The 26370-nt window shown below is 35.2% G+C and carries 30 protein-coding genes; all 30 read left to right on the forward strand.

Annotation, left to right across the window (positions count from 1 at the left end; genetic code table 11):
* The first annotated feature begins 44 nt into the window (after positions 1-44).
* On the forward strand, positions 45-992 hold the full coding sequence (locus tag ACX6U0_RS13315) for an ATP-grasp domain-containing protein (RefSeq protein ID WP_464960400.1): 948 nt from the start codon (positions 45-47) through the stop codon (positions 990-992).
* A gap of 65 nt (positions 993-1057) precedes the next feature.
* Positions 1058-1840 (forward strand): stage II sporulation protein R, encoded by a 783-nt coding sequence (spoIIR, locus tag ACX6U0_RS13320; RefSeq protein WP_464960401.1) that lies wholly within the window; start codon positions 1058-1060, stop codon positions 1838-1840.
* Positions 1841-1897: 57 nt separating this feature from the next.
* Positions 1898-2356, forward strand: coding sequence for a GNAT family N-acetyltransferase (locus ACX6U0_RS13325; protein ID WP_464960402.1), 459 nt, complete (start codon positions 1898-1900; stop codon positions 2354-2356).
* A gap of 106 nt (positions 2357-2462) precedes the next feature.
* The gene (locus tag ACX6U0_RS13330; RefSeq protein ID WP_464960403.1) at positions 2463-3503 is read left to right on the forward strand and encodes an L-threonylcarbamoyladenylate synthase; all 1041 of its coding nucleotides are present in this window, start codon (positions 2463-2465) and stop codon (positions 3501-3503) included.
* 100 nt (positions 3504-3603) lie between these two features.
* On the forward strand, positions 3604-4164 hold the full coding sequence (locus tag ACX6U0_RS13335) for a manganese efflux pump MntP (RefSeq protein WP_192603580.1): 561 nt from the start codon (positions 3604-3606) through the stop codon (positions 4162-4164).
* A 190-nt stretch (positions 4165-4354) separates the two neighbouring features.
* Positions 4355-4795 carry a low molecular weight protein arginine phosphatase gene (locus ACX6U0_RS13340; RefSeq protein ID WP_464960404.1) on the forward strand — a complete coding sequence of 147 codons (441 nt, stop codon included), beginning with the start codon at positions 4355-4357 and terminating at the stop codon, positions 4793-4795.
* 120 nt (positions 4796-4915) lie between these two features.
* On the forward strand, positions 4916-5359 hold the full coding sequence (rpiB, locus tag ACX6U0_RS13345; protein ID WP_464960405.1) for a ribose 5-phosphate isomerase B: 444 nt from the start codon (positions 4916-4918) through the stop codon (positions 5357-5359).
* Positions 5360-5445: 86 nt separating this feature from the next.
* Entirely contained in the window at positions 5446-6030 is a 585-nt protein-coding gene (locus ACX6U0_RS13350) for a TIGR01440 family protein (RefSeq protein WP_464960406.1), read from the forward strand.
* Positions 6031-6208: 178 nt separating this feature from the next.
* Positions 6209-7450, forward strand: a complete 1242-nt coding sequence (locus ACX6U0_RS13355; RefSeq protein ID WP_464960407.1) for a serine hydroxymethyltransferase — start codon at positions 6209-6211, stop codon at positions 7448-7450.
* Positions 7451-7620: 170 nt separating this feature from the next.
* On the forward strand, positions 7621-8127 hold the full coding sequence (locus ACX6U0_RS13360; protein ID WP_464960408.1) for a DoxX family protein: 507 nt from the start codon (positions 7621-7623) through the stop codon (positions 8125-8127).
* Between the two features lie 285 nt (positions 8128-8412).
* A complete protein-coding gene (gene upp, locus ACX6U0_RS13365) occupies positions 8413-9042 on the forward strand; it encodes a uracil phosphoribosyltransferase (RefSeq protein ID WP_464960409.1) in 630 nt (209 codons plus the stop codon).
* A gap of 185 nt (positions 9043-9227) precedes the next feature.
* A complete protein-coding gene (locus ACX6U0_RS13370) occupies positions 9228-10175 on the forward strand; it encodes a sugar-binding transcriptional regulator (RefSeq protein ID WP_464960410.1) in 948 nt (315 codons plus the stop codon).
* A gap of 200 nt (positions 10176-10375) precedes the next feature.
* A complete protein-coding gene (gene deoC / locus ACX6U0_RS13375; protein ID WP_464960411.1) occupies positions 10376-11041 on the forward strand; it encodes a deoxyribose-phosphate aldolase in 666 nt (221 codons plus the stop codon).
* A gap of 139 nt (positions 11042-11180) precedes the next feature.
* A complete protein-coding gene (locus ACX6U0_RS13380; protein ID WP_464960412.1) occupies positions 11181-11585 on the forward strand; it encodes a cytidine deaminase in 405 nt (134 codons plus the stop codon).
* A 129-nt stretch (positions 11586-11714) separates the two neighbouring features.
* Positions 11715-12899, forward strand: coding sequence for a NupC/NupG family nucleoside CNT transporter (locus ACX6U0_RS13385; protein WP_464960413.1), 1185 nt, complete (start codon positions 11715-11717; stop codon positions 12897-12899).
* Between the two features lie 113 nt (positions 12900-13012).
* Positions 13013-13645 carry an AmiS/UreI family transporter gene (locus ACX6U0_RS13390; protein WP_464960414.1) on the forward strand — a complete coding sequence of 211 codons (633 nt, stop codon included), beginning with the start codon at positions 13013-13015 and terminating at the stop codon, positions 13643-13645.
* A gap of 247 nt (positions 13646-13892) precedes the next feature.
* Entirely contained in the window at positions 13893-16100 is a 2208-nt protein-coding gene (locus tag ACX6U0_RS13395; RefSeq protein WP_464960415.1) for a S8 family serine peptidase, read from the forward strand.
* A gap of 261 nt (positions 16101-16361) precedes the next feature.
* A complete protein-coding gene (locus ACX6U0_RS13400; protein WP_464960416.1) occupies positions 16362-16586 on the forward strand; it encodes an AtpZ/AtpI family protein in 225 nt (74 codons plus the stop codon).
* A 4-nt stretch (positions 16587-16590) separates the two neighbouring features.
* Entirely contained in the window at positions 16591-16971 is a 381-nt protein-coding gene (locus tag ACX6U0_RS13405) for an ATP synthase subunit I (protein WP_088001391.1), read from the forward strand.
* Between the two features lies 1 nt (position 16972).
* Entirely contained in the window at positions 16973-17707 is a 735-nt protein-coding gene (gene atpB, locus ACX6U0_RS13410) for a F0F1 ATP synthase subunit A (RefSeq protein ID WP_464960417.1), read from the forward strand.
* Positions 17708-17784: 77 nt separating this feature from the next.
* A complete protein-coding gene (gene atpE, locus ACX6U0_RS13415; protein ID WP_025568599.1) occupies positions 17785-18000 on the forward strand; it encodes a F0F1 ATP synthase subunit C in 216 nt (71 codons plus the stop codon).
* A gap of 183 nt (positions 18001-18183) precedes the next feature.
* Positions 18184-18711 carry a F0F1 ATP synthase subunit B gene (gene atpF / locus ACX6U0_RS13420; protein WP_464960418.1) on the forward strand — a complete coding sequence of 176 codons (528 nt, stop codon included), beginning with the start codon at positions 18184-18186 and terminating at the stop codon, positions 18709-18711.
* Entirely contained in the window at positions 18708-19247 is a 540-nt protein-coding gene (locus ACX6U0_RS13425; RefSeq protein ID WP_464960419.1) for a F0F1 ATP synthase subunit delta, read from the forward strand. Before atpF ends, ACX6U0_RS13425 begins: the two co-directional genes overlap by 4 nt.
* Positions 19248-19269: 22 nt before the next feature.
* Entirely contained in the window at positions 19270-20778 is a 1509-nt protein-coding gene (gene atpA, locus ACX6U0_RS13430; RefSeq protein ID WP_088001383.1) for a F0F1 ATP synthase subunit alpha, read from the forward strand.
* Between the two features lie 85 nt (positions 20779-20863).
* Positions 20864-21718 (forward strand): ATP synthase F1 subunit gamma, encoded by an 855-nt coding sequence (atpG, locus tag ACX6U0_RS13435; RefSeq protein WP_088001381.1) that lies wholly within the window; start codon positions 20864-20866, stop codon positions 21716-21718.
* A gap of 63 nt (positions 21719-21781) precedes the next feature.
* Positions 21782-23194 carry a F0F1 ATP synthase subunit beta gene (atpD, locus tag ACX6U0_RS13440; protein ID WP_088001378.1) on the forward strand — a complete coding sequence of 471 codons (1413 nt, stop codon included), beginning with the start codon at positions 21782-21784 and terminating at the stop codon, positions 23192-23194.
* 85 nt (positions 23195-23279) lie between these two features.
* Positions 23280-23681, forward strand: a complete 402-nt coding sequence (locus tag ACX6U0_RS13445) for a F0F1 ATP synthase subunit epsilon (protein ID WP_088001376.1) — start codon at positions 23280-23282, stop codon at positions 23679-23681.
* 491 nt (positions 23682-24172) lie between these two features.
* Positions 24173-24541: an NADH-quinone oxidoreductase subunit A gene (locus tag ACX6U0_RS13450; protein WP_088001374.1), complete on the forward strand. Its 369-nt coding sequence runs from the start codon at positions 24173-24175 to the stop codon at positions 24539-24541.
* Positions 24532-25050, forward strand: a complete 519-nt coding sequence (locus ACX6U0_RS13455; RefSeq protein ID WP_464960420.1) for a NuoB/complex I 20 kDa subunit family protein — start codon at positions 24532-24534, stop codon at positions 25048-25050. The genes ACX6U0_RS13450 and ACX6U0_RS13455 overlap by 10 nt, the downstream gene beginning before the upstream one ends.
* Positions 25047-26369, forward strand: a complete 1323-nt coding sequence (locus tag ACX6U0_RS13460) for an NADH-quinone oxidoreductase subunit C (RefSeq protein ID WP_464960421.1) — start codon at positions 25047-25049, stop codon at positions 26367-26369. The genes ACX6U0_RS13455 and ACX6U0_RS13460 overlap by 4 nt, the downstream gene beginning before the upstream one ends.
* The last annotated feature ends 1 nt before the right edge of the window (position 26370 follow it).

Genomic DNA, 26370 nt, shown 5'->3' on the forward strand with positions numbered 1-26370 from the left:
AAACTTACGCTTGAATGATTTCGTTAAGAAAGTTGAGTGAGTATATGACAAGTTTAAATGGCTGGATTGTTTACAATGGACATGTTACGTCCTCAAAATTTATGGATTTATTCTTCAATTTGCAAGAGATTTGTGCAACAAAAGGTCTAAATACAAAATTAGTAAAGCATCATGAATTGGTCCCTGTTATTGAAAAGGGAAAGCCAATCTTAAAAGGATTATACAGTAAAGAAAAGCCAGATTTTATTATATACTGGGACAAAGATACAGCTTTAGCTCGTCATTTAGAGATTATGGGATTTAAAGTATATAATTCTGCTTTAGCAATAAAAAATTGTGATAATAAGTCATTAACTTACCAAATTTTATCTGAATATGAAGTGCCAATGCCTAAAACGATAAATGCTCCATTAGTTTATCCTAGCTGTAAAATTACAGACTACTCTTTTTATGATGTCGTTGAGCAAGAATTAGGTTATCCATTTGTCCTAAAAGAATCTTATGGTTCTTTTGGGATGCAAGTGTATTTAATTCATAATCGCGAAGAATTTCTGGAGAAAGTAGATGAATTACAATATGTCCCTCATCTTTACCAAGAGTTTATTGAATCTAGTAAAGGTAGAGATATGCGTCTTTATGTTGTTGGAGATCGTGTAGTCGCTTCAATGCTACGTAGTTCTGAAACGGATTTTCGTGCAAATGCTGAGTTAGGTGGGGATGCATTTGCGTACGAACCGACTGAGTCCCAAAAAGAACTTGCACTAAGATGCGCAAACATTTTAGGGGTGGACTTCGCGGGCATTGATCTATTGTTTGGAGAGAATGATGAAGCAATAGTTTGTGAAGTAAACTCTAATGCGCATATGAAGGCAATTATGAAATGTACCGGTATAAATGTTGCAGAAATCATTATTGATTATATTAAAAATGATTTAATCAAACCTAAGAAGAAATCAGTTAGGCATGCAATCAGTTCGGATACAAAAAAATAGAATAGTAGTGTTTAAGAATTAATCATTTTGTCTAAACTGTTTCCTAGAGGGATGGTGGAGATAAAATGAGAACTAAAAAGAAATCTAAAATGAAAACTACTTATAAAATAATTTCTTTATTTATCATATTATTAATCAGTTCGGCTGTTTTAGTGCCACTTCAAGATACAAACGCAAAAGGGAATGAAATGGTTGTGATTCCTAAGAAGGCAGTTCGATTACGAATTCTAGCAAATAGTGATTCTAGTGGAGATCAGGCATTAAAACGTAAAGTTAGAGATGAAGTGAATGCTCAAATTAATACTTGGGTTAAAGATTTAACGAGCTTTGAAGAAGGGCAAAAAGTCATTCAAAGTCATATACCAGATTTAGAGAAAACGGTCCAACGAGTCTTAAATGAAGAAGGTTCTAAGCAAATATTTACGATTACGTATTCTAAAAAAGTAAAATTCCCAACAAAGTTATACGGTAGCTTCTTATACCCAGCAGGTGACTATGAAGCTGTATTAATCAAACTGGGTGCTGGTCAAGGTGCGAACTGGTGGTGCGTATTATTTCCACCACTATGTTTCTTAGATTTTTCAAATGGTGATGCAACTGTTGAATCGCTTCAATCACAACAAAAGGTAGAAGAAGAAACAAAGATTGAAGAACCAGAAGAAGGAAAAGGGTTTTCATATTTAAAGGAAGAATCAAATGAAAATGAATCGTCTACTGGTGTAGAATCTAGTATTCAAGAAGACACTTCTAAAGAAGAAGTAGAGGTAGCAGCGATTCCAGCAGTAGAACAAGAAGAAGATATTAAAGTTGAAAGCTTTTTTGTCCACATGTTCAAACAATTATTTTAGTTCTAGGAATCTCCCTATGTGCATAAAGTATTACAAGCATATTAGGGAGGTTCTTTCATGAAAATAAGATCATCTTTACCTTCAGATTTTGAAACGATTTTTTCTTTTTTAGGACAAGCTGGACTTTCTACAAATGGACTTCAAGAACAACAGGAATCCTTTTTTATATTAGAGGACGAGGTTGGAACAGCACAGGCTGTAATTGGTTATGAACAGTATAACAATGAAGCACTATTAAGATCATTAGTAGTTGCACCTACCATTTATTCACAGCATATGGTAGTCTTTTTACAAAGTGTTCTAGATAAACTAAAAGAGGAAACGATCTCTCATGTTTATTTATTAACTAAGCAAAATGTTGTTCAAGATTTATTCCTTTTATTAGGATTTCAACCGACAGATGAGAACGATGTTTCACTTCATATTAAAGAAATGGAACATTATCAAAATACAATTAAGAATGAAAATGTATTAGTATATCAAAAAGAACTATACACAAAGTTGTCCACAAATTAGCAAGTTTTATCCACAATTTGTGGATAAAACTTGCTTTTCATTCATTTTGTATTGTCTAAATTTGTAATATATACACTAATATTCACTTTTAAGCGAGGTGTTAATCATGGAAACTAAATATTGGAATGTGGATAATTCTGTGAATAAAGATAAAGTTTACCCACAGATTGTGGATGCAGCCAAAATATTACAACTTGGACAAGTTGTTGCTTTCCCAACGGAAACAGTTTATGGATTAGGAGCAAATGCTTTTTCAGATGAAGCAGTTCAACTGATTTTTCAAGCAAAAGGAAGACCTAGTGATAATCCGTTAATCGTACATATTGCAAATAATAAGCAGCTAGATGAGCTAGTTGAAGAAATTCCAGATGGTGCGAAAAAGTTGATGGAGGCTTTTTGGCCAGGTCCATTAACGATTATATTAAAAAGTAAAAAACAAGTTTCCAAATTTGTAACAGCAGGTTTATCCACAGTCGGAGTTAGAATGCCAGATCATCCAGTTGCGCTTGCTTTAATTGAGGCAAGTGGTTTACCGATCGCTGCACCAAGTGCAAATACTTCGGGCAAACCAAGTCCTACCTCAGCAAAGCATGTATATGAAGACTTAAATGGCCGGATTGCAGGTATTGTTGATGGCGGAAGTACTGGAGTAGGATTAGAATCTACAGTAATTGATTGCTCCCAAGATGTATTCACAATTCTAAGACCTGGCAGTATTACACCAGAAATGATAAAAAAAGTTGTTTCAAATGTGGAGATTGACCCGGCGACTGTGAAAGAAACTGAAGCACCAAAGTCTCCAGGAATGAAATACAAACATTATGCTCCAGATGCACAAATGCATCTAGTAAATGGGAGTATGGAATTTATACACAAACTTATACACAATGCAAAGATAGAAGGAAAAATAGTAGGCATTTTAACAACTGAAGAGAACGTTAACCAATATAAAGCTGATGTAGTACTAGCTTGTGGAAAACGAAATGACTTAATGACAGTTGCTGCATCTCTTTATGATTGTATTCGTCAATTTAACGAAGAGAATGTGGATATTATTTTTTGTGAATCTTTCCCTTACGAAGGAATTGGAATTGCAATTATGAATCGATTGTGGAAAGCTTGTGGACATTCTATTATTTCTGAATAAAAAAGTGTAGTTTTAATAAAATGATTAAAATTTATTAATATCCCTCATATGATTGGTGGGACTTGCATATCTTTTAATAGCAAGTCCTAGGAGGGAAAGCATGAGTAGCACATTAATCGAAGAAATGATTACATTAACGATAATGGGATCTGCACTAGGTTTAGATGCGTTCTCTGTTGGATTAGGTATGGGTGTTATCCAATTAAAGTTTAGACAAATTTTAAATATAGGATTTGTTATAGGACTATTTCATGTCATTATGCCTCTTTTAGGAATGATTATTGGATATGAACTATCAGATAAATTTGGAAGAATATCAGTACTACTTGGTGGGGTATTGTTACTAGGAATTGGATTTCACATGATATATTCCACATTATTTGGTAAGGAAGAAAATAAGTTTTCTCCAACTGGAATTGGTTTATTGTTATTTGCCTTCAGTGTAAGTGTTGATAGTTTTTCAGTTGGGATCAGCCTTGGTACATTTGGTGCAAAAACATGGTTAACGATTCTTTTATTTGGTATTATTAGTACAATTTTAACTTGGGCAGGTTTACTATTAGGTAGAAGAGTAGAGCAAGAACTAGGTAAGTTTGGTGAATTACTAGGTGGTTCTGTTTTACTATTATTTGGGCTTAAATTATTATTTTTTTCTACATAATGAATAGAAAAGAGGATGGGCTATTGAATAACATTGGCTCCATCCTTTTTTGTTTTTAGGGGATTGTGGTATAAAACAAGTAATAAGATTTGATACTTATGAGAAATAATGGTTTATTATTAAATAGATCAAAAAACGATGTATATGTATAAATAACTTGAAAGATCTGATTCAGAAAGTGAGGAAGTTTATGAAAAACATATTGTTTGTATGTACAGGGAATACTTGCAGAAGCCCGATGGCAGAAGCTCTTCTAAATCATTATGGGAATGATAGGCATCAAGCAAAATCTGCAGGGGTCTTTGCAATGCCTGGGGAACCAGCTTCTAAGCATGCAATAACTGCAGTGAACAATAAGGGTATATCAATAAATCATTCCTCGAAGCAAGTGACTGAGGATTTATTAAATTGGTCTTCGCATGTATTAACAATGACTGCGAATCATAAACAGTTCTTAGTCTCCAAATATCCTAATTATGAAGAGAAAATATTTACATTACATGAGTATGCGAACGGAAATCATAGAGAAATTTCGGACCCCTATGGAGGTTCATTAATGAAATATGAAAATACTTTGAATGAACTTGAAGGTTTAGTAAAGAAAATCATTAATAAAATTGATGAAGATTGAGTGGTTAAAAGCGTAATTAGTATCCCATTATCTGAACATAATAGTGTAATATAGAAGAGAAATATATTTAATGTTAAAAAGTAGTATATAACTTGAAGTAATTACGGGGGTAACTGTTATATGAAAGTAGCAATAGCATCTGATCACGGTGGAATTAACATACGCCAGGAAATTATGAATTTAATGGATGAAATGGGTATTGAATATAAGGATTTTGGTTGTGAATGTGGTACATCTGTGGATTACCCTGATTATGCTTTTCCAGTTGCTAAAATGGTTGCAAGTGGTGAGGTTGACCGCGGTATCTTAGTTTGTGGAACAGGAATTGGTATGTCAATTGCGGCGAATAAAGTTGAAGGTATTCGATGCGCGTTAGTACATGATACTTTTAGTGCGAAAGCAACTAGAGAACATAACGATAGTAATATGCTAGCGATGGGTGAACGAGTAATTGGGCCAGGCTTAGCTAGAGATATAGCAAAAATTTGGCTATCAACTGAATTTGAGGGCGGACGCCACGAGAATCGAGTAAATAAAATTAAAGAATACGAAAAACAAATGTAATGAAATAAAACAAACTAGCCGTTAATCCGAAAAGCTTTTGAAGATTATCGGTTTTTTTAATTCAAAAAATCAATAAACCTTAATAAATGGAGGACTATGAAATGGTTGAAGAATTGAGTTTAGTAAAACAACAAATGACAACACTCTTATCTGAGCTTAAGGAACAAGTTACATTAACTAGTGAACATATTTTGGTAGTTGGTTGTAGTACGAGTGAAGTAAGTGGGAAAAAAATTGGTACATCTGGGACAATGGAGGTTGCAATAGTATTATTTGAATCGTTAAAAGCGTTTCAAAATGAGACTGGAGTGCAATTAGCATTTCAATGCTGTGAACATTTAAATAGAGCACTTGTTGTTCAAAAAGCGACGGCGAAACAACAGTCATTAGAGGAAGTTACAGTAACACCTGTTAGAACAGCTGGCGGTGCGCTAGCTTCTTATGCTTATAGAAACTTAGAAAATGCAGTGATTGTAGAGTTTATTAAAGCTGATGCTGGAATTGATATTGGTGATACATTAATTGGAATGCATTTAAAACATGTCGCAGTTCCATTAAGAACTAGTATAAAAGAAGTTGGACAAGCTCATATTTCAGTCGCGAAAACTCGCCCAAAATTAATTGGAGGAGAAAGAGCGATCTATTCCCTTGAAGAAGAAATTAATTTGTAAGAGATAGTGAAAGAGGATTTATGAGCTTCTAGGACGAAATGTTATATAGAATCAAAGATAAAAGATTTATTTCTATTGAAAATCATGGTAAGATATAATGGAATTCGGTCGTTTTTTCGAATGATAATATTGATTTATACTTATAATGTTCGTGTTTTATTAAAAGGGGGATGTAGCCATGGAAAACTTAAAAAAGCAAGATCCATCATTGTATGAAGCAATTCAATTAGAATTAGGAAGACAGCGTTCTAAAATTGAATTAATTGCTTCAGAAAACTTTGTTAGTGAAGCAGTTATGGAAGCACAAGGTTCAGTATTAACGAATAAGTATGCTGAAGGTTACCCAAGTAAACGTTATTATGGTGGTTGCGAATACGTAGACATCGCTGAGAATATTGCTAGAGACCGTGCGAAAGAAATTTTTGGAGCAGAGCATGTAAATGTACAACCTCATTCAGGTGCTCAAGCAAATATGGCAGTTTATTTCACGATTTTAAAACATGGTGATACAGTATTAGGTATGAATTTATCACATGGTGGACATTTAACTCATGGAAGTCCTGTAAACTTTAGTGGACTTCAATATAACTTCGTTGAGTACGGAGTAGACCCAGAAACTCAAGTTATTAATTATGAAGATGTATTAGAAAAAGCTCGCGAGCATAAGCCGAAACTTATTGTTGCTGGTGCAAGTGCATATCCAAGAGCGATCGACTTTAAAAAATTCCGTGAAATCGCTGATGAAGTAGGAGCATTATTAATGGTTGATATGGCACATATCGCTGGTTTAGTAGCTGCTGGACTTCATCAAAATCCAGTACCTTTTGCTGACTTTGTTACAACGACAACTCATAAAACATTACGCGGACCACGTGGTGGAATGATTTTATGTAAAGAAGAGTATGCAAAAGCAATCGATAAATCAATTTTCCCTGGTATTCAAGGTGGACCATTAATGCACGTAATTGCTTCTAAAGCAGTAGCATTTGGTGAAGCTTTACAAGATGACTTTAAAGTGTATGCTCAAGCGATCATTGATAATGCAAACCGTTTAGCTGAAGCATTAAAGGCTCAAGGAATCCAATTAGTATCTGGTGGTACTGACAATCATTTAATCTTAATTGATGTTCGTTCATTAGAATTAACTGGTAAAGTTGCAGAACATGTATTAGATGAAGTGGGTATTACTTGTAATAAAAATACAATTCCATTTGACCCAGCGAGTCCATTTGTAACAAGTGGAATTCGTATTGGTACAGCTGCAGTTACGTCTCGTGGATTTACACTTGAAGACATGGATGAAATAGCTTCTATTATTGCAGATACATTAAAAAATCACGAAAATGAAGAAGTACTTGAAACATCACGTAAACGCGTTGATGCATTATCAAGTAAATACGTTTTATATCCTGCATATTAATCAATCAAAGTAGCCATTTATAATGGCTACTTTTTTATTTTGAATAGTAGGAATTATGTGATTATAGACACAATAAGTTCAATATAACTTGTGAAAAAGTTCACAATGTAAGGATTAAATTAGTTAAAATATAAGTGTAATCATAAATAAAATTGACGGAGGAAAAGATTATGTTTATTACCTTTTTAAGAACAAATAATATAGCAGCCGGTGTTTTAACGGTGCTTCGTCTCTACTTAGGCTATTCTTGGTTAGATGCAGGCTGGGGTAAATTAACTGGAGAGGGATTTGATGCAACAGGATTTCTACAAGGAGCAATTGGTAGTGCGACTGGTGATCATCCAGCAGTACAACCGTGGTGGGCTGACTTTTTATCAAGTTTTGCTTTACCGAATGTAGATTTATTTAACTTCCTAGTGCCAATTGGAGAATTTGCTGTAGGACTTGGTTTAATTCTTGGATGCTTTACAAAAACTGCGATGTTCTTTGGGCTAGTTATGAATTTTGCGTTCCTATTTAGTGGAACGACAAGTACAAATCCACAACTAGTTTTATTAGGTATCTTTATTATAATCGCGGGTTCAAATGCTGGAAAATTTGGACTGGATACTTTTGTTGGCAAATATATTACATCAAAATTTCCTAATTTAAATATAAAAAGTAAACAAATGATATAAAAGGTTTCTAAAACACTCGTAAGGCTTGTAGGTTTATGAATACAACAAGTTTATAAAAAATAAAAAATATCTCTTTAAAGTAGTTATTTCTTAACGCATTGAAGAGGTATTTTTCCTGTGTTTTATTATTCTGATATACTTTTGAACATGTTAATAAGGACTATGTTTTATAAAAAAGACAAATGAAATGAAAACGATTTTAAGATGTGACTTGAATTATTTAATCTCTTTCGGTATTCTTTTTAAAGATAATATATTACTAAGTCTTTGCAAGGAGCGATATTAATGAGTAAAGTATACGTTTTTGATCATCCGTTAATTCAGCATAAAGTTACACTTATTCGTAGTAAAGATACTGGAACAAAAGAATTTCGAGCTTTAGTAGATGAAGTGGCAGGGTTAATGGCATTTGAAATTACTAGAGATCTTCCTTTACAAGAAGTTGAAATTCAAACACCAGTTGCAACTGCAAAATCAAAAGTAATCGCAGGTAAAAAATTAGGGATTGTTCCTATTTTACGTGCAGGTTTAGGTATGGTCGACGGATTCCTACAACTTGTACCTGCAGCAAAAGTTGGACATGTAGGTTTATACCGTGATCCAGAAACATTAAAGCCAGTAGAATATTATGTTAAACTTCCTACGGATGTAGAAGAACGTGATTTCATTGTAATCGATCCTATGCTAGCTACAGGTGGATCTGCTGTTGAAGCGATTAACTCATTAAAAACACGTGGTGCTAAAAATATTAAGTTTATGTGCTTAATTGCTGCTCCAGAAGGTGTTGAAGTTTTACAACAAGCACATCCTGATGTAGATATTTACATAGCTGCACTTGATGAAAAATTAAACGATCATGGTTACATCGTACCTGGATTAGGGGATGCAGGAGATCGTTTATTCGGTACAAAATAATAAACGCAGACTTTTAAATTTTGTGAACGTCTGCACACCAAGCTTTCCTTTAAGGAAAGCTTTTTTATTTAATATAAATTGGAAAAGTCTAAAAGAACAATGTTGGTATAAATTAAATTTAGAGTTATAATAATTAAAAATTTGTTTCGGAAATTGTTTTGGCTAAAAAAGGGGATAAAAGTGGAATGTCACTAGAAAAACAGCGGTTAATAATAGATGCAGCAAGATTGTATTATGATTCAGATTTTAGTCAACAAGAAATTGCTAATAAATTAGGTATTTCTCGACCAACTGTTTCGAGATTACTTCAACAAGCAAAGGAACTTGGGTATGTACGGATCGAAATTATTGACCCATTAGAAGATAATCATGACTTAGCAAAAGAATTAAAAAAGAAATATAATTTACAATCAGTTGAGGTTTGTTATTCACCAATTGATGATTACAGTGAAGTCACACAAATTATTACAAAAAAGGCTGCAGATGTACTTGGTGATTTTGTACATGATGGTGATATTGTAGGGGTTACTTGGGGGACCACAATGTATCACATTGCTAAAAAATTAGAAAAGAAGTCTGTAAAAGGCGTAGAAGTTATTCAGTTAAATGGCGGAATCAGCTATTCGAAAACGAATACATATGCATCTGAAACTGTAAATATGTTCGCTGAGGCGTTTAATACAATTCCTAGATATTTACCGCTACCAGTCATTTTCGATAATCCACAAGTAAAGCAAATGGTGGAATCAGACCGCCATATTGAAAGGTTAATTGAGCTTGGTAAACAGTCTAATATTGGAATATTTACAGTCGGCACTGTAAAAAAAGACGCCTTATTGTTTAGAGTCGGATATTTTAATGAAGAAGAAGAGCAGGACATACAAACGTATGCAGTAGGGGATATCTGCTCACGCTTTTTTGATAAAAAAGGACAGATCTATTCAAATTTGCTTAATAGCAGAACGATTGGTATTGAATTAGATGAGTTAAGAAATAAGGAAAAGTCCATTCTGGTGGCAGGTGGGGAGAAAAAAACTGATGCGATTCACGGCGCCTTAGTTGGTAAATACGCCAATATTTTAATTACTGACCAATTTACAGCTAAGCGTTTATTGGAAATAAATAATGAGTAAAGACCTATATATGTTTAGTTGAAAAACTAATCATAAATAGGTTTTTTTATAGGAAAAACTAACCATGAACATAAGTTCAATTTATGTTTTACAAAATTTCATGAAGGTGATATAGTAAAAGCATATTCAATTAGTAACATCAAAAAGGAAATGACATCTTCATTTCCATTACATTATAAATTAATTAAGGAGTGACCCAAATGAGTTACGCAAATTTAGTTGACCATACGTTATTACGTGCAGATGCAAGAAAAGAAGAAATTACAAAATTAGCTGAAGAAGCTAAAGAATTTAGCTTTGCTTCTGTATGTGTTAATCCTACATGGGTTTCATATGCTAGTGAATTATTAAAAGAATCAACTGTAAAAGTATGTACAGTTATTGGTTTCCCTCTAGGTGCAAACACTCCTGAAGTAAAAGCATTTGAAACAAAGAATGCTATTGAAAATGGTGCAGATGAAGTTGATATGGTAATTAACATTGCAGCATTAAAAGACAACAATAACGAATTAGTAGAAAGAGACATTCGTGCGGTTGTTGAAGCTGCTAAAGGAAAAGCTTTAGTAAAAGTAATCATTGAAACTTGTTTATTAACAGACGAAGAAAAAGTTAGAGCTTGTGAATTATCAGTTAAAGCTGGTGCTGACTTCGTGAAAACTTCTACTGGTTTCTCAACAGGTGGAGCAACAGTTGAAGACGTAGCATTAATGCGTAAAACTGTTGGTGCAAATGTAGGCGTAAAAGCTTCTGGTGGAGTTCGTAACTTAAAAGATCTTGAGAATGTAGTAGCTGTTGGTGCAACTCGCATCGGTACTAGCTCAGGTGTTAAGATTGTTCAAGGTGAAGAAGCAAACACAGCTTATTAATTTCTAAATATATTTAATTTACAAAAAAGTGTGTGGGTTATTGCTCTTTCTGAAATTCATTGTTAATATGTAAAAGCGAAGACAAAACTCACACACTTTTAAATGAATTGCCAAACTATTCATTAGAGGTGAAAAAGAAATGAATACACAATCTTTAATTAATGAAGCTATAAAAGCAAGAGAAAATGCATATGCTCCTTACTCAAAGTTTAAAGTAGGCGCAGCAATTATGATGAATGATCAAACAGTGTTTACTGGTTGTAACGTTGAAAACGCTTCATATGGTCTTACAAATTGTGCTGAGAGAACAGCCATTTTTAGTGCAGTAGCTAACGGTAAAGGATCAGGTAAAATTGAAGCGATCGCAATTGTTGGTGATACAGAGGGACCAGTTTCTCCTTGTGGTGCATGCAGACAGGTTATTGCTGAATTTAGTGATGAAAACACGAAAGTATTTTTAACGAACTTAAAGGGTGACATCGCTGAAACGACAATTAACCAATTATTACCAGGGTTATTTAGCTCGAAAGATTTAGAAGTTTAATATATAGTAGATTAATAGTTGTCTGACATCTAACAAGCGTTTTACTTGTCTGACATCTTACAAGTTTAAAACTGTGTACGTTTTGAAAGCGCTTATATAAAAATAATCAAAATCTCGGGGGAGAGTAACATGAAATACATTATCGCACTTATTGGGCTATTAGTTGTATTTGGACTAGCTTTTGTTGCTAGTAGCGATCGTAAAAACATAAAATATCGCCCAGTATTAATCATGGTAGTTATTCAAATCGTTTTAGCTTTCTTATTATTAAATACAAATGTTGGATTATTCTTAATTAAAGGTATTTCAAATGGATTTGGTAAATTATTAGAATATGCTGCTGAAGGTGTTAACTTCGTATTTGGTGGACTAGCAAATGATGGAGCTTTTCCTTTCTTCACGAATGTATTATTACCAATCGTATTTATTTCAGCATTAATTGGTATTTTACAATTTACAAAAGTTCTACCATTCATTATTAAATACATTGGTTTAGTTTTAAGTAAGATTAATGGAATGGGTAAATTAGAGTCTTATAATGCTGTTGCTTCAGCTATTTTAGGACAATCAGAGGTTTTCATTTCAGTTAAGAAACAATTAGGACACTTACCTAAAAATCGTCTTTACACATTATGTGCTTCGGCAATGTCAACAGTATCTATGTCAATCGTTGGTGCTTACATGACAATGATCGAGCCAAAATATGTTGTAACTGCTATTGTTTTAAATTTATTTGGTGGTTTTATTATTTCATCAATTATTAATCCTTACACAGTAACAGCTGAAGAGGATATTTTAGAAGTTCAAGAAGAAGAAAAACAAACATTCTTTGAAATGCTTGGCGAATATATTTTAGATGGATTTAAAGTAGCAATTATCGTTGCGGCTATGTTAATTGGTTTCGTTGCAATCATTGGTGCGGTTAATAATATCTTTGATATGATATTCGGTATCTCATTCCAAGGAATTCTTGGTTATGTATTTGCTCCATTTGCGTTCATTATGGGTGTACCGTTTAAAGAAGCAGTTTCTGCTGGTAGTATTATGGCTACTAAGTTAGTGTCGAATGAGTTCGTAGCTATGATGGATCTTGGTAAACAAGCAAAAGAATTTAGCCCACGTACATTAGGAATCGTTTCTGTGTTCTTAGTATCATTCGCTAACTTCTCTTCAATCGGTATTATTGCAGGTGCAGTTAAAGGTTTACATGAAAAACAAGGTAATGTTGTAGCGCGTTTTGGTTTAAAATTATTATTCGGTGCAACATTAGTAAGTGTATTAACAGCGATTATTGTAGGTATCGTTTTAAATTAAATTTATCCAAGCGTTTGATTTTATATCAAGCGCTTGTACTTTTTTACGTTATATCATATTTCTAGGAGGGTTGAGTTTAATAAGATCATTACTTTCTTATTAGATGAATCGCTATGGCAACTGTAGGATTACTTTTATCTGGTGCGACTCTATTTTTAAATAGTCTTGTATTACTAAATAAAGCCGATGCTAAAAGTGCATCACTTTTAAATATATTTGTTGGTGCATTACAAGTAATCATTCCTTTGTATTTATTAACGAACATGGGAGATGGCAAGTGGGAATTATATAATCTTGCTTGTATTTTCTTTTTCGGAATTACTTACTTATATAATGGTTTTACAAATTTAAAAGGTTTTAATGGCACTGGCTTAGGATGGTTTTCACTTTGGGTTTCAATTATGTCTGTTTTATATGCATTAGTGAGCTTTATCCTTATTCTTGATATTGTGAACGGATTGTTATGGGTTCTTTGGGCTTACTTATGGTATTTATTTTTTGCAGGCTTAGTGTTAGGCAAGAAAATAGAAAGATATACAGGAATTGTTGCCATGATACAATCTTGGATTACAATCACTCTTCCTGCATTCTTAATGATACTAGGTGTATGGCAAAATGAAGTCGTAACGAAAACTTGGATTGTTATTTTAGGCGCTGCTGTTTTATACTTTGTGATTAATGAGATAAAAGCAGTTGTAAATCAGAAAAAATTTCAACTTTTTAACCAGGCGGAATTAAAAAATTAATGAAGTGTTTGAAATATGTAGTAAGCTTTTAGACTAACTTTTAGGGATGTTCCTAATCTGTTAGTCTTTTTTTTATTGGGTCATTTATATTATTAATGCTCGCATAACAAGACTTTGGTTGAACTACTTAAATGGTAACTAGAAATTTATGTTCTCTTTAGAGAAAATTTCCTTTTTATACATGAATGAAGGAGTAGTGAGAAATGATATAGGAAAATAAATGTCTAAAAAGGAGAAAGTTCATTGAATGAAAAAATATTATTTTAAAATAATTATATGTCTAGTTTTCTTCCTTGTTCCAATAAAAAATTATGCTGTTTTTGCAGAAGATCAGCAGAAAAAAGTGGCGTTATTTTCGATTAAAGATGGGATGTTAACACAAGCGCTAAAATACATGGGGAAAAATTACCCTAATATAAAGGTTAGACAAAAATTTACTGAAACTTATTATGGATTCTCCGTATCTGGCTCACTAGAAGAACTGTCTCAAATAGCGAAAATGCCTTTAGTAAATGACTTTCATTTCGTAACTACATATAAAGCACACGTAGAGGAGAGTATTCCTTTTATCGGTGCAGATGAAGCAGAGAATTATCGAGATCAAAGAGGTAGAATCATTACGGGTGAAGGTATTAAAGTAGGGATAATTGATACAGGAGTTGATTATCGACATCCAGATTTAAAAACTAATTATAGTGGTGGATACGATACAATAGACCAGGATAAAGATCCAATGGAGACAAGACTTGAGGAAAGAAGTACGTTCCACGGTACGCATGTCGCAGGTGTAATTGCTGCAAATGGTAAAAGAAAAGGTGTAGCACCAAAAGCACAAATTTATGCATATCGAGCACTTGGTCCAGGTGGAGTAGGAACATCAGAAACGGTGTTGGCTGCAATCGAACGCGCGGTAAAGGATAAGGTCGACATTATCAACTTATCTCTAGGTAATGAAGTAAATGGACCGGATTGGCCAACTAGTATTGCTTTAAACAAGGCAGTTGAAAAAGGTGTGTTAGCAATTACTGCAGCAGGAAACTCTGGTCCTGGATTATGGACAGTTGGGTCACCTGCAACTGCTGCAAAAGCACTATCGGTAGGTGCCAGCTATCCACCATTATATTTCCCTTCTATTCACATAAAAGAAAAGGAACAAATAATTACCCCTATGATCGGATCTTCCAAATGGCCAAGGAATTTAGAGGGTAAAATTGTTTTTAAACAGTACGGAGATAAGAATGAAATGAAGAGAGTGAGAAATAAATTCGTATTGCTAGAAAGAGGGAAGCTTACATTTACGGATAAGGTGAAAAATGCAGAAGCAGCGGGTGCGAAAGCAGTGATCGTCTTTAATAATGTAGAGGGCGATTTTGTAGGTCAAATCAAAGGGAATATAAAAATCCCTGCTGCCACGGTCTCAAGAAAAGTAGGATTAGCGATTCAAAAAGAGATAGAAAAGGGTAAAACGATCGCAATGACGGGGCAGGAAAAAAAGGTTGATGTGCTAGCGGATTTTAGTTCAAGAGGTCCAGTTACTGGGACATGGCAAATGAAACCAGATCTAGTAGCGCCTGGTGTGCAAATTAAAAGTACAATTCCTGGAGGTTATTTATCATTACAAGGTACGAGTATGGCAAGCCCACATGTAGCAGGTGCAGCTGCTTTACTAAAACAATTACATCCAAATTGGAGTATGGATGATTTAAAAAGCGTCCTTGTCAATACGGCAACACCATTATATAAGAATAATAAAACGATCTATCATTCATATGAACAAGGTGCCGGTAGATTGGATATTGATAAAGCTTTAGAAACTGAAACTACACTTTATCCTACATCATTATCTTTAGGTGTTACAAAAAAAGAAAGCACACCAGTAGAGAAAGAATTCACTGTTAGGGTTTCTAATAAATCAAATAAAGCAAAACAAGTAATGGCGATAAATAATCAACAGGTTAACGGAATAAAATGGGTATTACCAAAGCCTTTCACAATTCCAGCAAACACCTCAAAGTCCATCAAGCTTCATGCGGAGGTGGATACAAAGGTTTTAAAAGATGGATTTTATGATGGAGCAATTACGATTAGTACGCCAGATGAAACATTACGAATGCCTTACTTATTACTACAAGGAGAACCGAATTTTCCGACTGTAATGGGATTTCACTTTGGTAGGGTGAAAGGGAAAGGTAAGGGTAGCTATAAATATGAATTATATTTACCGAGTAAAGTCGAAGAATTTAAGATTGCAGTTTTTGAAGCAGAGACATTTCGACTAATAGATGTCATTGATCAACAAAAGAACAGTGAGCGCGGAATTATAAAGAAGGAGTTGGTGTTAAAAAACTTCCCGAAAAGCGGTATTTACAAGTTTGTGATCTTTTATAAACGTAAACAATATGAGAGTGCAACTGAATCATATGTAAATGTTTCTAGAGTATATGTCGAAGACTAAAAATTGGTAAGCGAATTTTAATAGTTTTTTAATTTAAGTAATTGACACATTTTTGTAACATATTGTATGCTTAACATGAATGTTTAAAAGGGTTTTTATTGAATGTAAACCCTTTCTAATTAAATATTTTGAATATGTGAACATTTTGTGAACTTAGCTTTAATGTGGAGATTTTAATAAATATTTGTTGTATCATAAACCATGATAAGAATTTTGGCAATTTTTTGGGAAAGAATGAAAATTGACGTGGAGGGATTGGCTATGAAAAACAACAATCAACATCCTCTTAAAGCAATGGCACTCATGTCTTCCATTCTAGCTCAACTTGTTGGATCAATTCTAATAGGAATCTTTCTCGGAAGATGGATTGACACATATTTTGATTGGCCTGTTCCAGTATTTATGATTATCGGTTTACTGTTAGGATTACTCACTGGTATATACGGCACACTTAAGCTAATTAAGCAATTTACTCCAGGGGACTAGTTACATGCAAAAAGAACATTTTAGACGTTTCGCACGAGATATGTTATACATTACTGCCCTTGCAGTTTTAGGATGGGCATTTACCGACTATAAAACAATCTTTACAGGTTATATTCTCGGTATCGTAACTAGCTTTTACTGTATATGGATTCTACACAGAAAGATAAATACCTTTTTTGATCGAGTTTTAAAGCAACAGAAAGTTCGTTCACTTGGTACTGTAATTTGTCTTTCAGCGGTGGCTCTAGCTATGGTCATCGCCCTTCGGTATGACGATTTTGTCAATATACCGGCATTAACGGTGGGACTAATGACAGGACATCTTGTCATTATGATAAATTTTGCATTACAACATACGTCTTTTGCAAGGAAGAGAGGTGAATAAATTGGAACACGGCACTTATGGTTTTAATTTTCTTGGTTTACACTTTACTTTAACAAATGTTCTGATGACTACCATTGCTGCAGTAATTGTTTTTATCATCGCAATTGCATGTTCAAGAAGTCTACAACTTCGCCCATCAGGAAAGCAAAACTTTTTAGAATGGGTTATAGATTTCGTTAAAAACATTATCAACAGTACAATGGATTGGGAAACTGGTGGTCGCTTCCTTACATTAGGTGTGACATTACTTATGTACATATTTGTTTCGAATATGTTAGGTCTTCCATTCGATATTTCAGTCGATGGAAAATCAGTTTGGAAATCACCTACATCAGACCCAGTAATTACGTTATCACTAGCAATCTTTATTGTTGGATTATCACATTATTATGGTATTAAAATGAGAGGCTTTAAGGCTTACGGAAAAGGATTTTTCCAGCCGATGGGATTCTTATTTCCACTAAAGATTATTGAAGAGTTAGCAAACACATTAACGTTAGGTCTTCGTCTTTACGGGAACATTTTTGCAGGTGAAATCTTATTAGGATTACTTGCAACAATGGGAACACATGCTTATGCAACAAGTGCAGGAGAGGGTATTCTTTGGACAATCGCTGCAGCAGTACCAATGCTTGTATGGCAAGGGTTCTCTGTATTCGTTGGTTCGATCCAAGCGTTTATCTTCGTAATGTTAACAATGGTTTACCTGTCACATAAAGTGGCGGACGAGCATTAATTGCTCAATAACATAGTTAGTTCGTTAAAATTAAAATAAAAATATATTTCTTAGGTATAAGAAGGAGGAAATTTAAAATGGCTTTAATCGCAGCGGCAATCGCAATAGGTTTAGGTGCACTAGGTGCAGGTATTGGTAACGGTTTAATTGTATCACGTACAGTAGAAGGTGTTGCTCGTCAACCAGAATTACGTTCAACTCTTCAAACTTTAATGTTCATCGGGGTTGCATTAGTTGAGGCACTTCCAATCATCGCGGTAGTTATCGCATTCATGGCTTTCGGTAAAGCGTAAGATTATACAATTAGTTAAAAAATGGCGAAGTTTGTGTTCACATTTACTTCGCCATTCCTTTATGACACTTAATAGGTTATAAGGAATTCCTTTTGAAAGTTAAGCTTAGATTAGTAAGTAATCTAGAGCTCTGTTATAAAAGATAAAATCATTAAATGAAACCCTTGAAGGGAGTGAAGGCTTGTGTTAAACGGATCACTATTCGTATTAGCCGAAGCAGGGCATGGCGGAGTACCTTGGGGCGATGTCGTGTTTCAATTATTAATCTTCGTAATCCTACTTGCACTATTAAAGAAATATGCATTAGGTCCAGTAATGGGAATTATGAAACAACGTGAAAGTCACATCGCTAATCAATTAGATTCAGCTGAAAAAAGTAATGCTGAAGCAATGAAACTAGTTGAAGAGCAAAAGCAAGAGTTAGTTGCAGCTCGTACAGAAGCTCGTGAGCTTCTTGAGAAAGCTAGAAAGCAAGCTGATGTACAACGTGAAGAAATCGTTGCAGCAGCAAAGTCTGAAGCTGAAAACATGAAAGAAAGCGCTAAGCGTGAAATTACTCGCGAAAAAGAGCTTGCAATACAATCAGTTCAACAACAAGTTGCTTCATTATCTGTATTAATTGCTTCTAAAGTACTTGAAAAAGAAGTGAAGTCTGAAGACGCATCTGCTATTTTTGATCAATATCTTAAAGAAGTAGGCGAAGCGAAATGAGTAACGAATTAGTTGCAAAACGCTATGCAAACGCTCTTTTTGAATTAGCAATTGAACAAAATTTAGTAGAAACTGTTGAACATGACCTACAAGTTGTGAAAAAGGAATATGTAGAAAACAATGAGTTACATAAGTTTCTACAACATCCTGGAATCACAAAAGAAAGCAAAAAGTCTGTATTAAACGAGACATTTGCTTCAATCTCTGAAACTGTACTTAACCTAGTTTGCTTACTAGTTGATCGCCAACGTTTAAGCATCATTCCAAACTTAGTAACTGAGTATGTGAAAATTGCGAATGAAAATCGTAATATCGCAGATGCAACAGTTTACTCTGTGACGGCAATGACTTCTGAAGAACTAGAAAAAATCGGAGCTTTATTCGCTTCGAAATTAGGTAAAAATTCTATACGAATCACAAACGAAATTGATTCTTCATTAATTGGTGGATACAAAGTTCGTGTTGGAAATCGTATTTTTGACGGCAGCTTAAAAAATAAGCTTGTACGTATTGAACGTGAATTAATCGCAAAATAGTTTGTAGATAGGGGTGAAATGCATGAGCATCAAAGCTGAAGAAATCAGTGCGCTGATTAAAAAGCAAATCGAAAATTACCAAACTGAAATAGAAGTTAGTGATGTTGGTACAGTTATCCAAGTTGGTGACGGTATCGCTCGTGCTCATGGTCTTGACCAATGTATGTCTGGAGAGCTAGTTGAGTTCTCTAACGGCGTTATGGGACTAGCACAAAACTTAGAGGAAAACAACGTAGGTATTATCATCTTAGGTCCTTACACAGGAATTAAAGAAGGCGACGAAGTTCGTCGTACTGGACGCATCATGCAAGTTCCAGTTGGTGAAGCATTAGTAGGACGTGTAGTAAACTCATTAGGTCAACCAGTTGATGGATTAGGCCCAATTGAAACGACTAAAACTCGTCCAATCGAAAACGCAGCACCAGGCGTAATGGCACGTAAATCAGTACATGAGCCATTACAAACAGGTATCAAAGCGATCGACGCTCTTGTACCAATCGGACGTGGACAACGTGAGTTAATCATCGGTGACCGTCAAACTGGTAAAACAGCAGTAGCTATCGATACAATTCTTAACCAAGCTGACCAAGACATGATCTGTATCTATGTTGCGATTGGACAAAAAGAATCAACAGTTCGTGGACTTGTTGAAACTTTACGTAAGCATGGCGCTTTAGATTACACAATCGTTGTAACTGCACCTGCTTCATCTCCAGCTCCAATGTTATACTTAGCGCCTTTCGCTGGTGTAACTATGGGTGAAGAGTTTATGTACAATGGTAAACACGTATTAGTAGTATACGATGATTTATCTAAACAAGCGGTAGCTTACCGTGAGCTTTCATTACTATTAAAACGTCCTCCAGGCCGTGAAGCTTACCCAGGGGATGTATTCTACTTACACTCTCGCTTATTAGAGCGTGCAGCTAAGTTAAATGATGAGTTAGGTGGCGGTTCATTAACTGCATTACCATTCATCGAAACACAAGCTGGTGATATCTCAGCTTATATTCCAACAAACGTAATCTCGATTACTGACGGACAAATCTTCTTACAGTCTGACTTATTCTTCTCTGGCGTACGTCCAGCGATTAACGCAGGTCTTTCTGTATCACGTGTTGGTGGTTCAGCGCAAACAAAAGCGATGAAATCAGTAGCAGGTACGCTTCGTCTTGACTTAGCGTCATTCCGTGAGCTTGAAGCATTTGCTGCGTTCGGATCTGACTTAGATAAAGCTACGCAAGCTAAACTTAACCGTGGTGCTCGTACAGTTGAAATCTTAAAACAAGGTTTACACAAACCTTTAAAAGTAGAAAAACAAGTAGTTAGTCTTTACGCTCTAACACGTGGTCACTTAGACAGCGTACCAGTTGAAGACATCACTCGTTTTGAAGAAGAAATGTTATCTTGGATGGATTCAAATGCTAAAGGTCTTTTAGATGCTATTCGTACAACTGGTAAATTACCAAACGAAGCTGACCTTAACGCTGCGATCGAAAGCTTTAAAAAGAACTTTGTTGCTTCTAAATAAGAAAGCAATTTAAATAACTGATATTGAAGGAACGAGCTTTGGCTCGTCCTTCCTTTAACTGTTTACCAAAAGGTGGTGAAAACCTGTGGCATCATTACGCGATATAAAAACGAAAATTAATTCAACAAAAAAGACAAGCCAAATCACAAAAGCGATGGAGATGGTTTCTGCTGCGAAATTAAACCGTGCTGACCAAAATGCTAAGCAATTTGTTCCTTATATGGAAAAAATGCAAGAAGTAGTTGGAAGCATTGCAAAAGGTGTAAACAGTAGACATCCGATGCTTGTAACTCGTCCTGTTAAAAAGACTGGTTATATTGTTATCACTTCAGACCGTGGTTTAGCTGGTGCATTCAATAGTAATGTATTACGTGCTGTAACAAATACAATTAAAGAGCGTCATCGTTCTAATGATGAGTTTGCTGTTATTGTATTAGGTCGTGTTGGACGTGATTACTTTAATCGTTTAGGTTACCCAATCGTTGAAGAGGTTTTAGGTATTCCTGATCAACCTTCATTCGATGACATTCAAAAATTTGCTAATCGTACTGTTCAAATGTACTCTGATGGCATTTTTGATGAGCTATACTTATCTTACAACCATTTCGTAAGTAAGATTTCTCAAGAAGTTACTGAGAAAAAGCTTTTACCTTTAACAGATATTGACACAGGTAAAGCTACAACTAATTACGAATTTGAACCTTCTGATGATGAAATCTTAGAAGTTTTACTGCCACAATACGCAGAAAGCTTAATCTACGGTGCATTATTAGATAGTAAAGCAAGTGAACATGCTTCTCGTATGACGGCTATGAAAAGTGCGACTGATAATGCGAAAGAAGTTATTAGTAAGCTTACTCTTCACTATAACCGTGCACGTCAAGCTGCAATTACACAAGAAATTACTGAGATTGTCGGCGGTGCAGCTGCATTAGGTTAATTCTGCCTTCAATGACATATAAATCGTTCGGCTTTTAAGGAAACAATGCTAGGAGGAAAAGCGATGAGCAATGGTATTATTACTCAGGTATTAGGACCAGTAGTAGACGTTAAGTTCGAAAACGGCCAATTACCACAAATTTATCATGCGTTACGTGTTCGTCAAGAAGCGGGCAGCGCAAATGAAGTTAACATTGATTTAACATTAGAAGTTGCTCTTCACTTAGGTGACGATACTGTTCGTACAGTTGCAATGGCTTCAACTGATGGATTAGTACGTGGAATGGAAGCAGTTAACACAGCTAAACCTATTTCGGTTCCAGTTGGTGACGCTACATTAGGACGCGTATTCAATGTATTAGGTGACAACATTGACTTAGATGAAGAATTAGGAGAAGACGTTCGTCGTGACCCAATTCACCGTCAAGCACCTAAATTTGAAGAATTAACTACAAAAGTAGAAATCCTTGAAACTGGTATCAAAGTAGTAGACTTATTAGCTCCTTATATCAAAGGTGGTAAAATCGGTCTATTCGGTGGTGCAGGTGTAGGTAAAACTGTATTAATTCAAGAATTAATCAACAACATCGCACAAGAGCACGGCGGTATTTCAGTATTCGCTGGTGTAGGTGAGCGTACTCGTGAAGGTAACGACTTATACCACGAAATGAAAGACTCAGGCGTTATCAAGAAAACGGCGATGGTATTCGGACAAATGAATGAGCCACCTGGAGCACGTCAACGTGTTGCATTAACTGGTTTAACAATGGCTGAATATTTCCGTGATGAGCAAGGACAAGACGTGTTATTCTTTATCGATAACATCTTCCGTTTCACTCAAGCAGGTTCAGAGGTTTCTGCCCTATTAGGACGTATGCCTTCTGCGGTAGGTTACCAACCAACTCTTGCTACTGAAATGGGTCAATTACAAGAGCGTATTACTTCAACAAACAAAGGTTCTGTAACTTCGATTCAAGCGATTTACGTACCAGCCGATGACTATACGGATCCAGCACCAGCTACAGCGTTCGCTCACTTAGATGCAACAACAAACTTAGAGCGTCGTTTATCTGAGATGGGTATTTACCCAGCGGTAGATCCATTAGCATCTACATCTCGTGCGTTAAACCCAGAAATCGTTGGAGCTGAGCACTATGAAGTAGCTCGTCAAGTTCAATCAACATTACAACGTTATAGAGAACTTCAAGATATCATCGCAATCTTAGGTATGGATGAGTTATCAGAAGAAGATAAATTAGTCGTAGCTCGTGCTCGTCGTATTCAATTCTTCTTATCTCAAAACTTCCACGTTGCGGAGCAATTCACTGGACAAAAAGGTTCTTACGTACCAGTTAAAGAAACTGTAAGTGGATTCAAAGAGATCTTAGAAGGTAAATATGATACGCTTCCTGAAGATGCATTCCGTTTAGTTGGACGCATTGAAGAAGTAGTAGAAAAAGCAAAAACACTAGTATAATATTTGTCTAATTGAAATCTCGTTCTATCATCAATTGATCATAAGAACTTGATTTGCTCACAAAGCTAGACAGGAGGAGTTAACTATGAAGACAATGAAAGTCAGTATCGTCACTCCTAATGGACCGGCTTATGAAGGCGAAACAGAATTCGTTAGCACGAAAGCAACTAGCGGTGAGCTTGGTATTTTACCTGGACACATTTCAACTGTGGCACCGTTAGCAACAGCACCTGTTAAAATTAAAACACCAACTGGAACTGATTTTGTTGCAGTTAGTGGCGGATTCATTGAAATTCGACCTGAAGCCGTTACAATATTGGCTCAATCTGCTGAAGCATCAACTGAAATTAATGTTGAGCGTGCAGTAGAAGCAAAAAAACGTGCAGAACAACGTTTACAAGAAAAACGTCCTGACACAGATATCAAACGTGCGGAACTTGCTTTACACAAAGCAATGAACCGTTTGAATGTAGCACAATATAAGTAATATTTATAAAAAAGAGGGCCCTTATTGGGCCCTTTTTTTATTGATTTGTAGTAAGTTATAATAGTATCGGCTTACTTAATCTCTCATCATAAACAATTTCCTCATTTTTTCTCATCATCATATGAATGTACGCAGATTTTTTTCGACAATTGCTTTTATTGAATGGGTTGTGGGGAATGTGGATAACTTTATGTGGATTTGTGGATAACTTTTATATTGATATAAAAATTTGACAAACATCCTAATTTATTTAAATAGTAAGATTTACTAATGAGTACATACAATTTAAAAGATTAAAAGGCCGCGATTTTTATTTTTTAAAAATACTATTCAAATTTAGAATAATTCTTAATTATTATCGACACGTTTTTGTCACATTTGTTATAATGGATACGATTACAAAACTGAATTATAAAAATTAATGAAAAATACATTATATTTATAATAAACATATAATGTAGAGCTCTGTAGTAAAGGGAGGGACAAGTTTCGTGAATGCTTATTTAAATAACTATGTGATTGTTGCTGTGTTTTTAATTATAGGAATTGCACTTCCTGTTGTTGCACTTTCAATTATCGGAAAAATATTAAGGCCACATGCACCAACTGAAGCGAAGAAAACGACATATGAAAGTGGTATTGAACCATTTCATGATGCAAAAGTACGTTTTCATGCTGGTTATTATATTTTCGCACTATTATTCGTAATTTTTGATGTTGAAACTGTTTTCTTATATCCGTGGGCAGTTGCATTTGATCAATTAGGATTCTTTGCTTTTGTAGAAATGATCATCTTTATTCTTATGCTACTACTTGGACTTATTTATGCTTGGAAGAAGAAGGTGTTGAAATGGTTATGAAGCTAGATGGAATTTCTGTTGCTGAGATGGAAGAACTCCAAAAGAATATTTTTTTCACAACACTAGAAGAAGTGAAAGCTTGGGCAAGAAGTAACTCGTTATGGCCATTAACATTCGGGTTAGCTTGTTGTGCGATTGAAATGATGGGTGTAGGCTCATCTCATTATGACTTGGACCGTTTTGGTTCGTTTTTTCGAACATCTCCTCGTCAATCGGATGTAATGATTGTTTCAGGTACTGTTACAAAGAAAATGGCACCTATTGTGAAAAGACTTTACGATCAAATGCCAGAGCCAAAATGGGTTATTGCAATGGGTTCATGTGCAACAGCTGGTGGACCATATGTTAACTCTTATGCGGTTGTAAAAGGTGTCGATCAAATTATTCCTGTAGATGTATATATACCAGGTTGTCCTCCAAATCCTGCTGCTCTAATTTATGGTATTAATAAATTAAAAGAGAAGATTCGTTACGAAGCTAAGACTGGGAAGCAGGTGACGAATAAATGAGTGAGGAAAAGTCAAAAGAACAATTAAAGAAAGAAGCAGTTGAAAAAGCAAAAGAAGCAGCTCGTCGTAAAATGGAACAATTAAAGGCTGAAAAAGAAGCTGTTGATGGATCGAATCCAACAAATGAAACTTCAGAAGTATCAGATGAAGATAAAGCGAAAACACTTGCTGAGGCAAAAGCGAATGCAGTAGCAGAAGCAAAGGCGAAAGCGGCTGAAATAGCGAAACAAAAAGCAAAAGAGGCAGCTGAAGCGAACGCTGAAGAAAAAAGTGAAGCGCTTACAAGTGAATCTACAGAAGAAGATAAAGACAAAGCCCTAGCATTAGCAAAGGCAAAAGCAGTAGCAGCTGCAAAGGCAAAGGCGGCAGCACTAGCAAAACAAAAAGCTTTAGAAGCTTCGGGATCAAATGAAACTTCGACCGAAACGGAAAATACAGATTCTACACCAGAAGGTTCAGATGAAGATAAAGCAAAAGCCTTAGCGGCAGCGAAAGCAAAAGCAGTAGCAGCTGCAAAAGCAAAGGCAGCAGCATTGGCAAAACAAAAGGCAAGTGGTGGAGAAGAATCACCATCAGAAGGAACAGATGATGATAAGGCGAAAGCAATCGCAGCAGCGAAAGCAAAAGCAGTAGCAGCAGCTAAGGCGAAAGCAGCAGCACTAGCAAAACAAAAAGCGACTGATGGTGGTGAAGCTGCTCCTGTAGAAGGATCCGATGATGAAGCGGCAAAAGCGAAAGCAAAGGCGATTGCCATTGCAAAAGCAAAAGCAGCAGCTGCAGCGAAAGCAAAAGGTAAAACAGATGTTGATGCAAATGCGCCAGCTGAAGAAGTAAAACCTTCACACAATCAGCCTTTACTTGATGAAGTCAAAGCTTTAATTGAAAAAGAATTTGGAACTGAGGTTATTGAGGAAGCAACAATCAATACCCTTTCTAAGCATGATCTTACATTTACAATTAAAAGAGATGCTTATTATAAAGTAGCTCAATTCTTAAAATATAATGATCAACTTGAGTTCACATATTTATCAGGTTTACATGGTACGGATTTTGTGGAATACATGGAAGTTTATTCTTACATCTACTCGTATAAGCGTAAGCACGGTATTGCTTTAAAGGTAAAAGCAGATCGTGAACAACCAGTAGTTGATAGTATTGCAACGATTTGGGAAGGTGCAAACTGGCCTGAACGTGAAACATATGACTTACTAGGAATTAAGTTCGTAGGTCATCCAAAATTAGAACGAATTTTACTACCTGAAACTTGGGTTGGATATCCGTTAAGAAAAGATTACGTACAATTTGATGAGGGGGTGTAAG

This window comes from Gottfriedia sp. ABJ_BB2_2, from assembly GCF_055484705.1.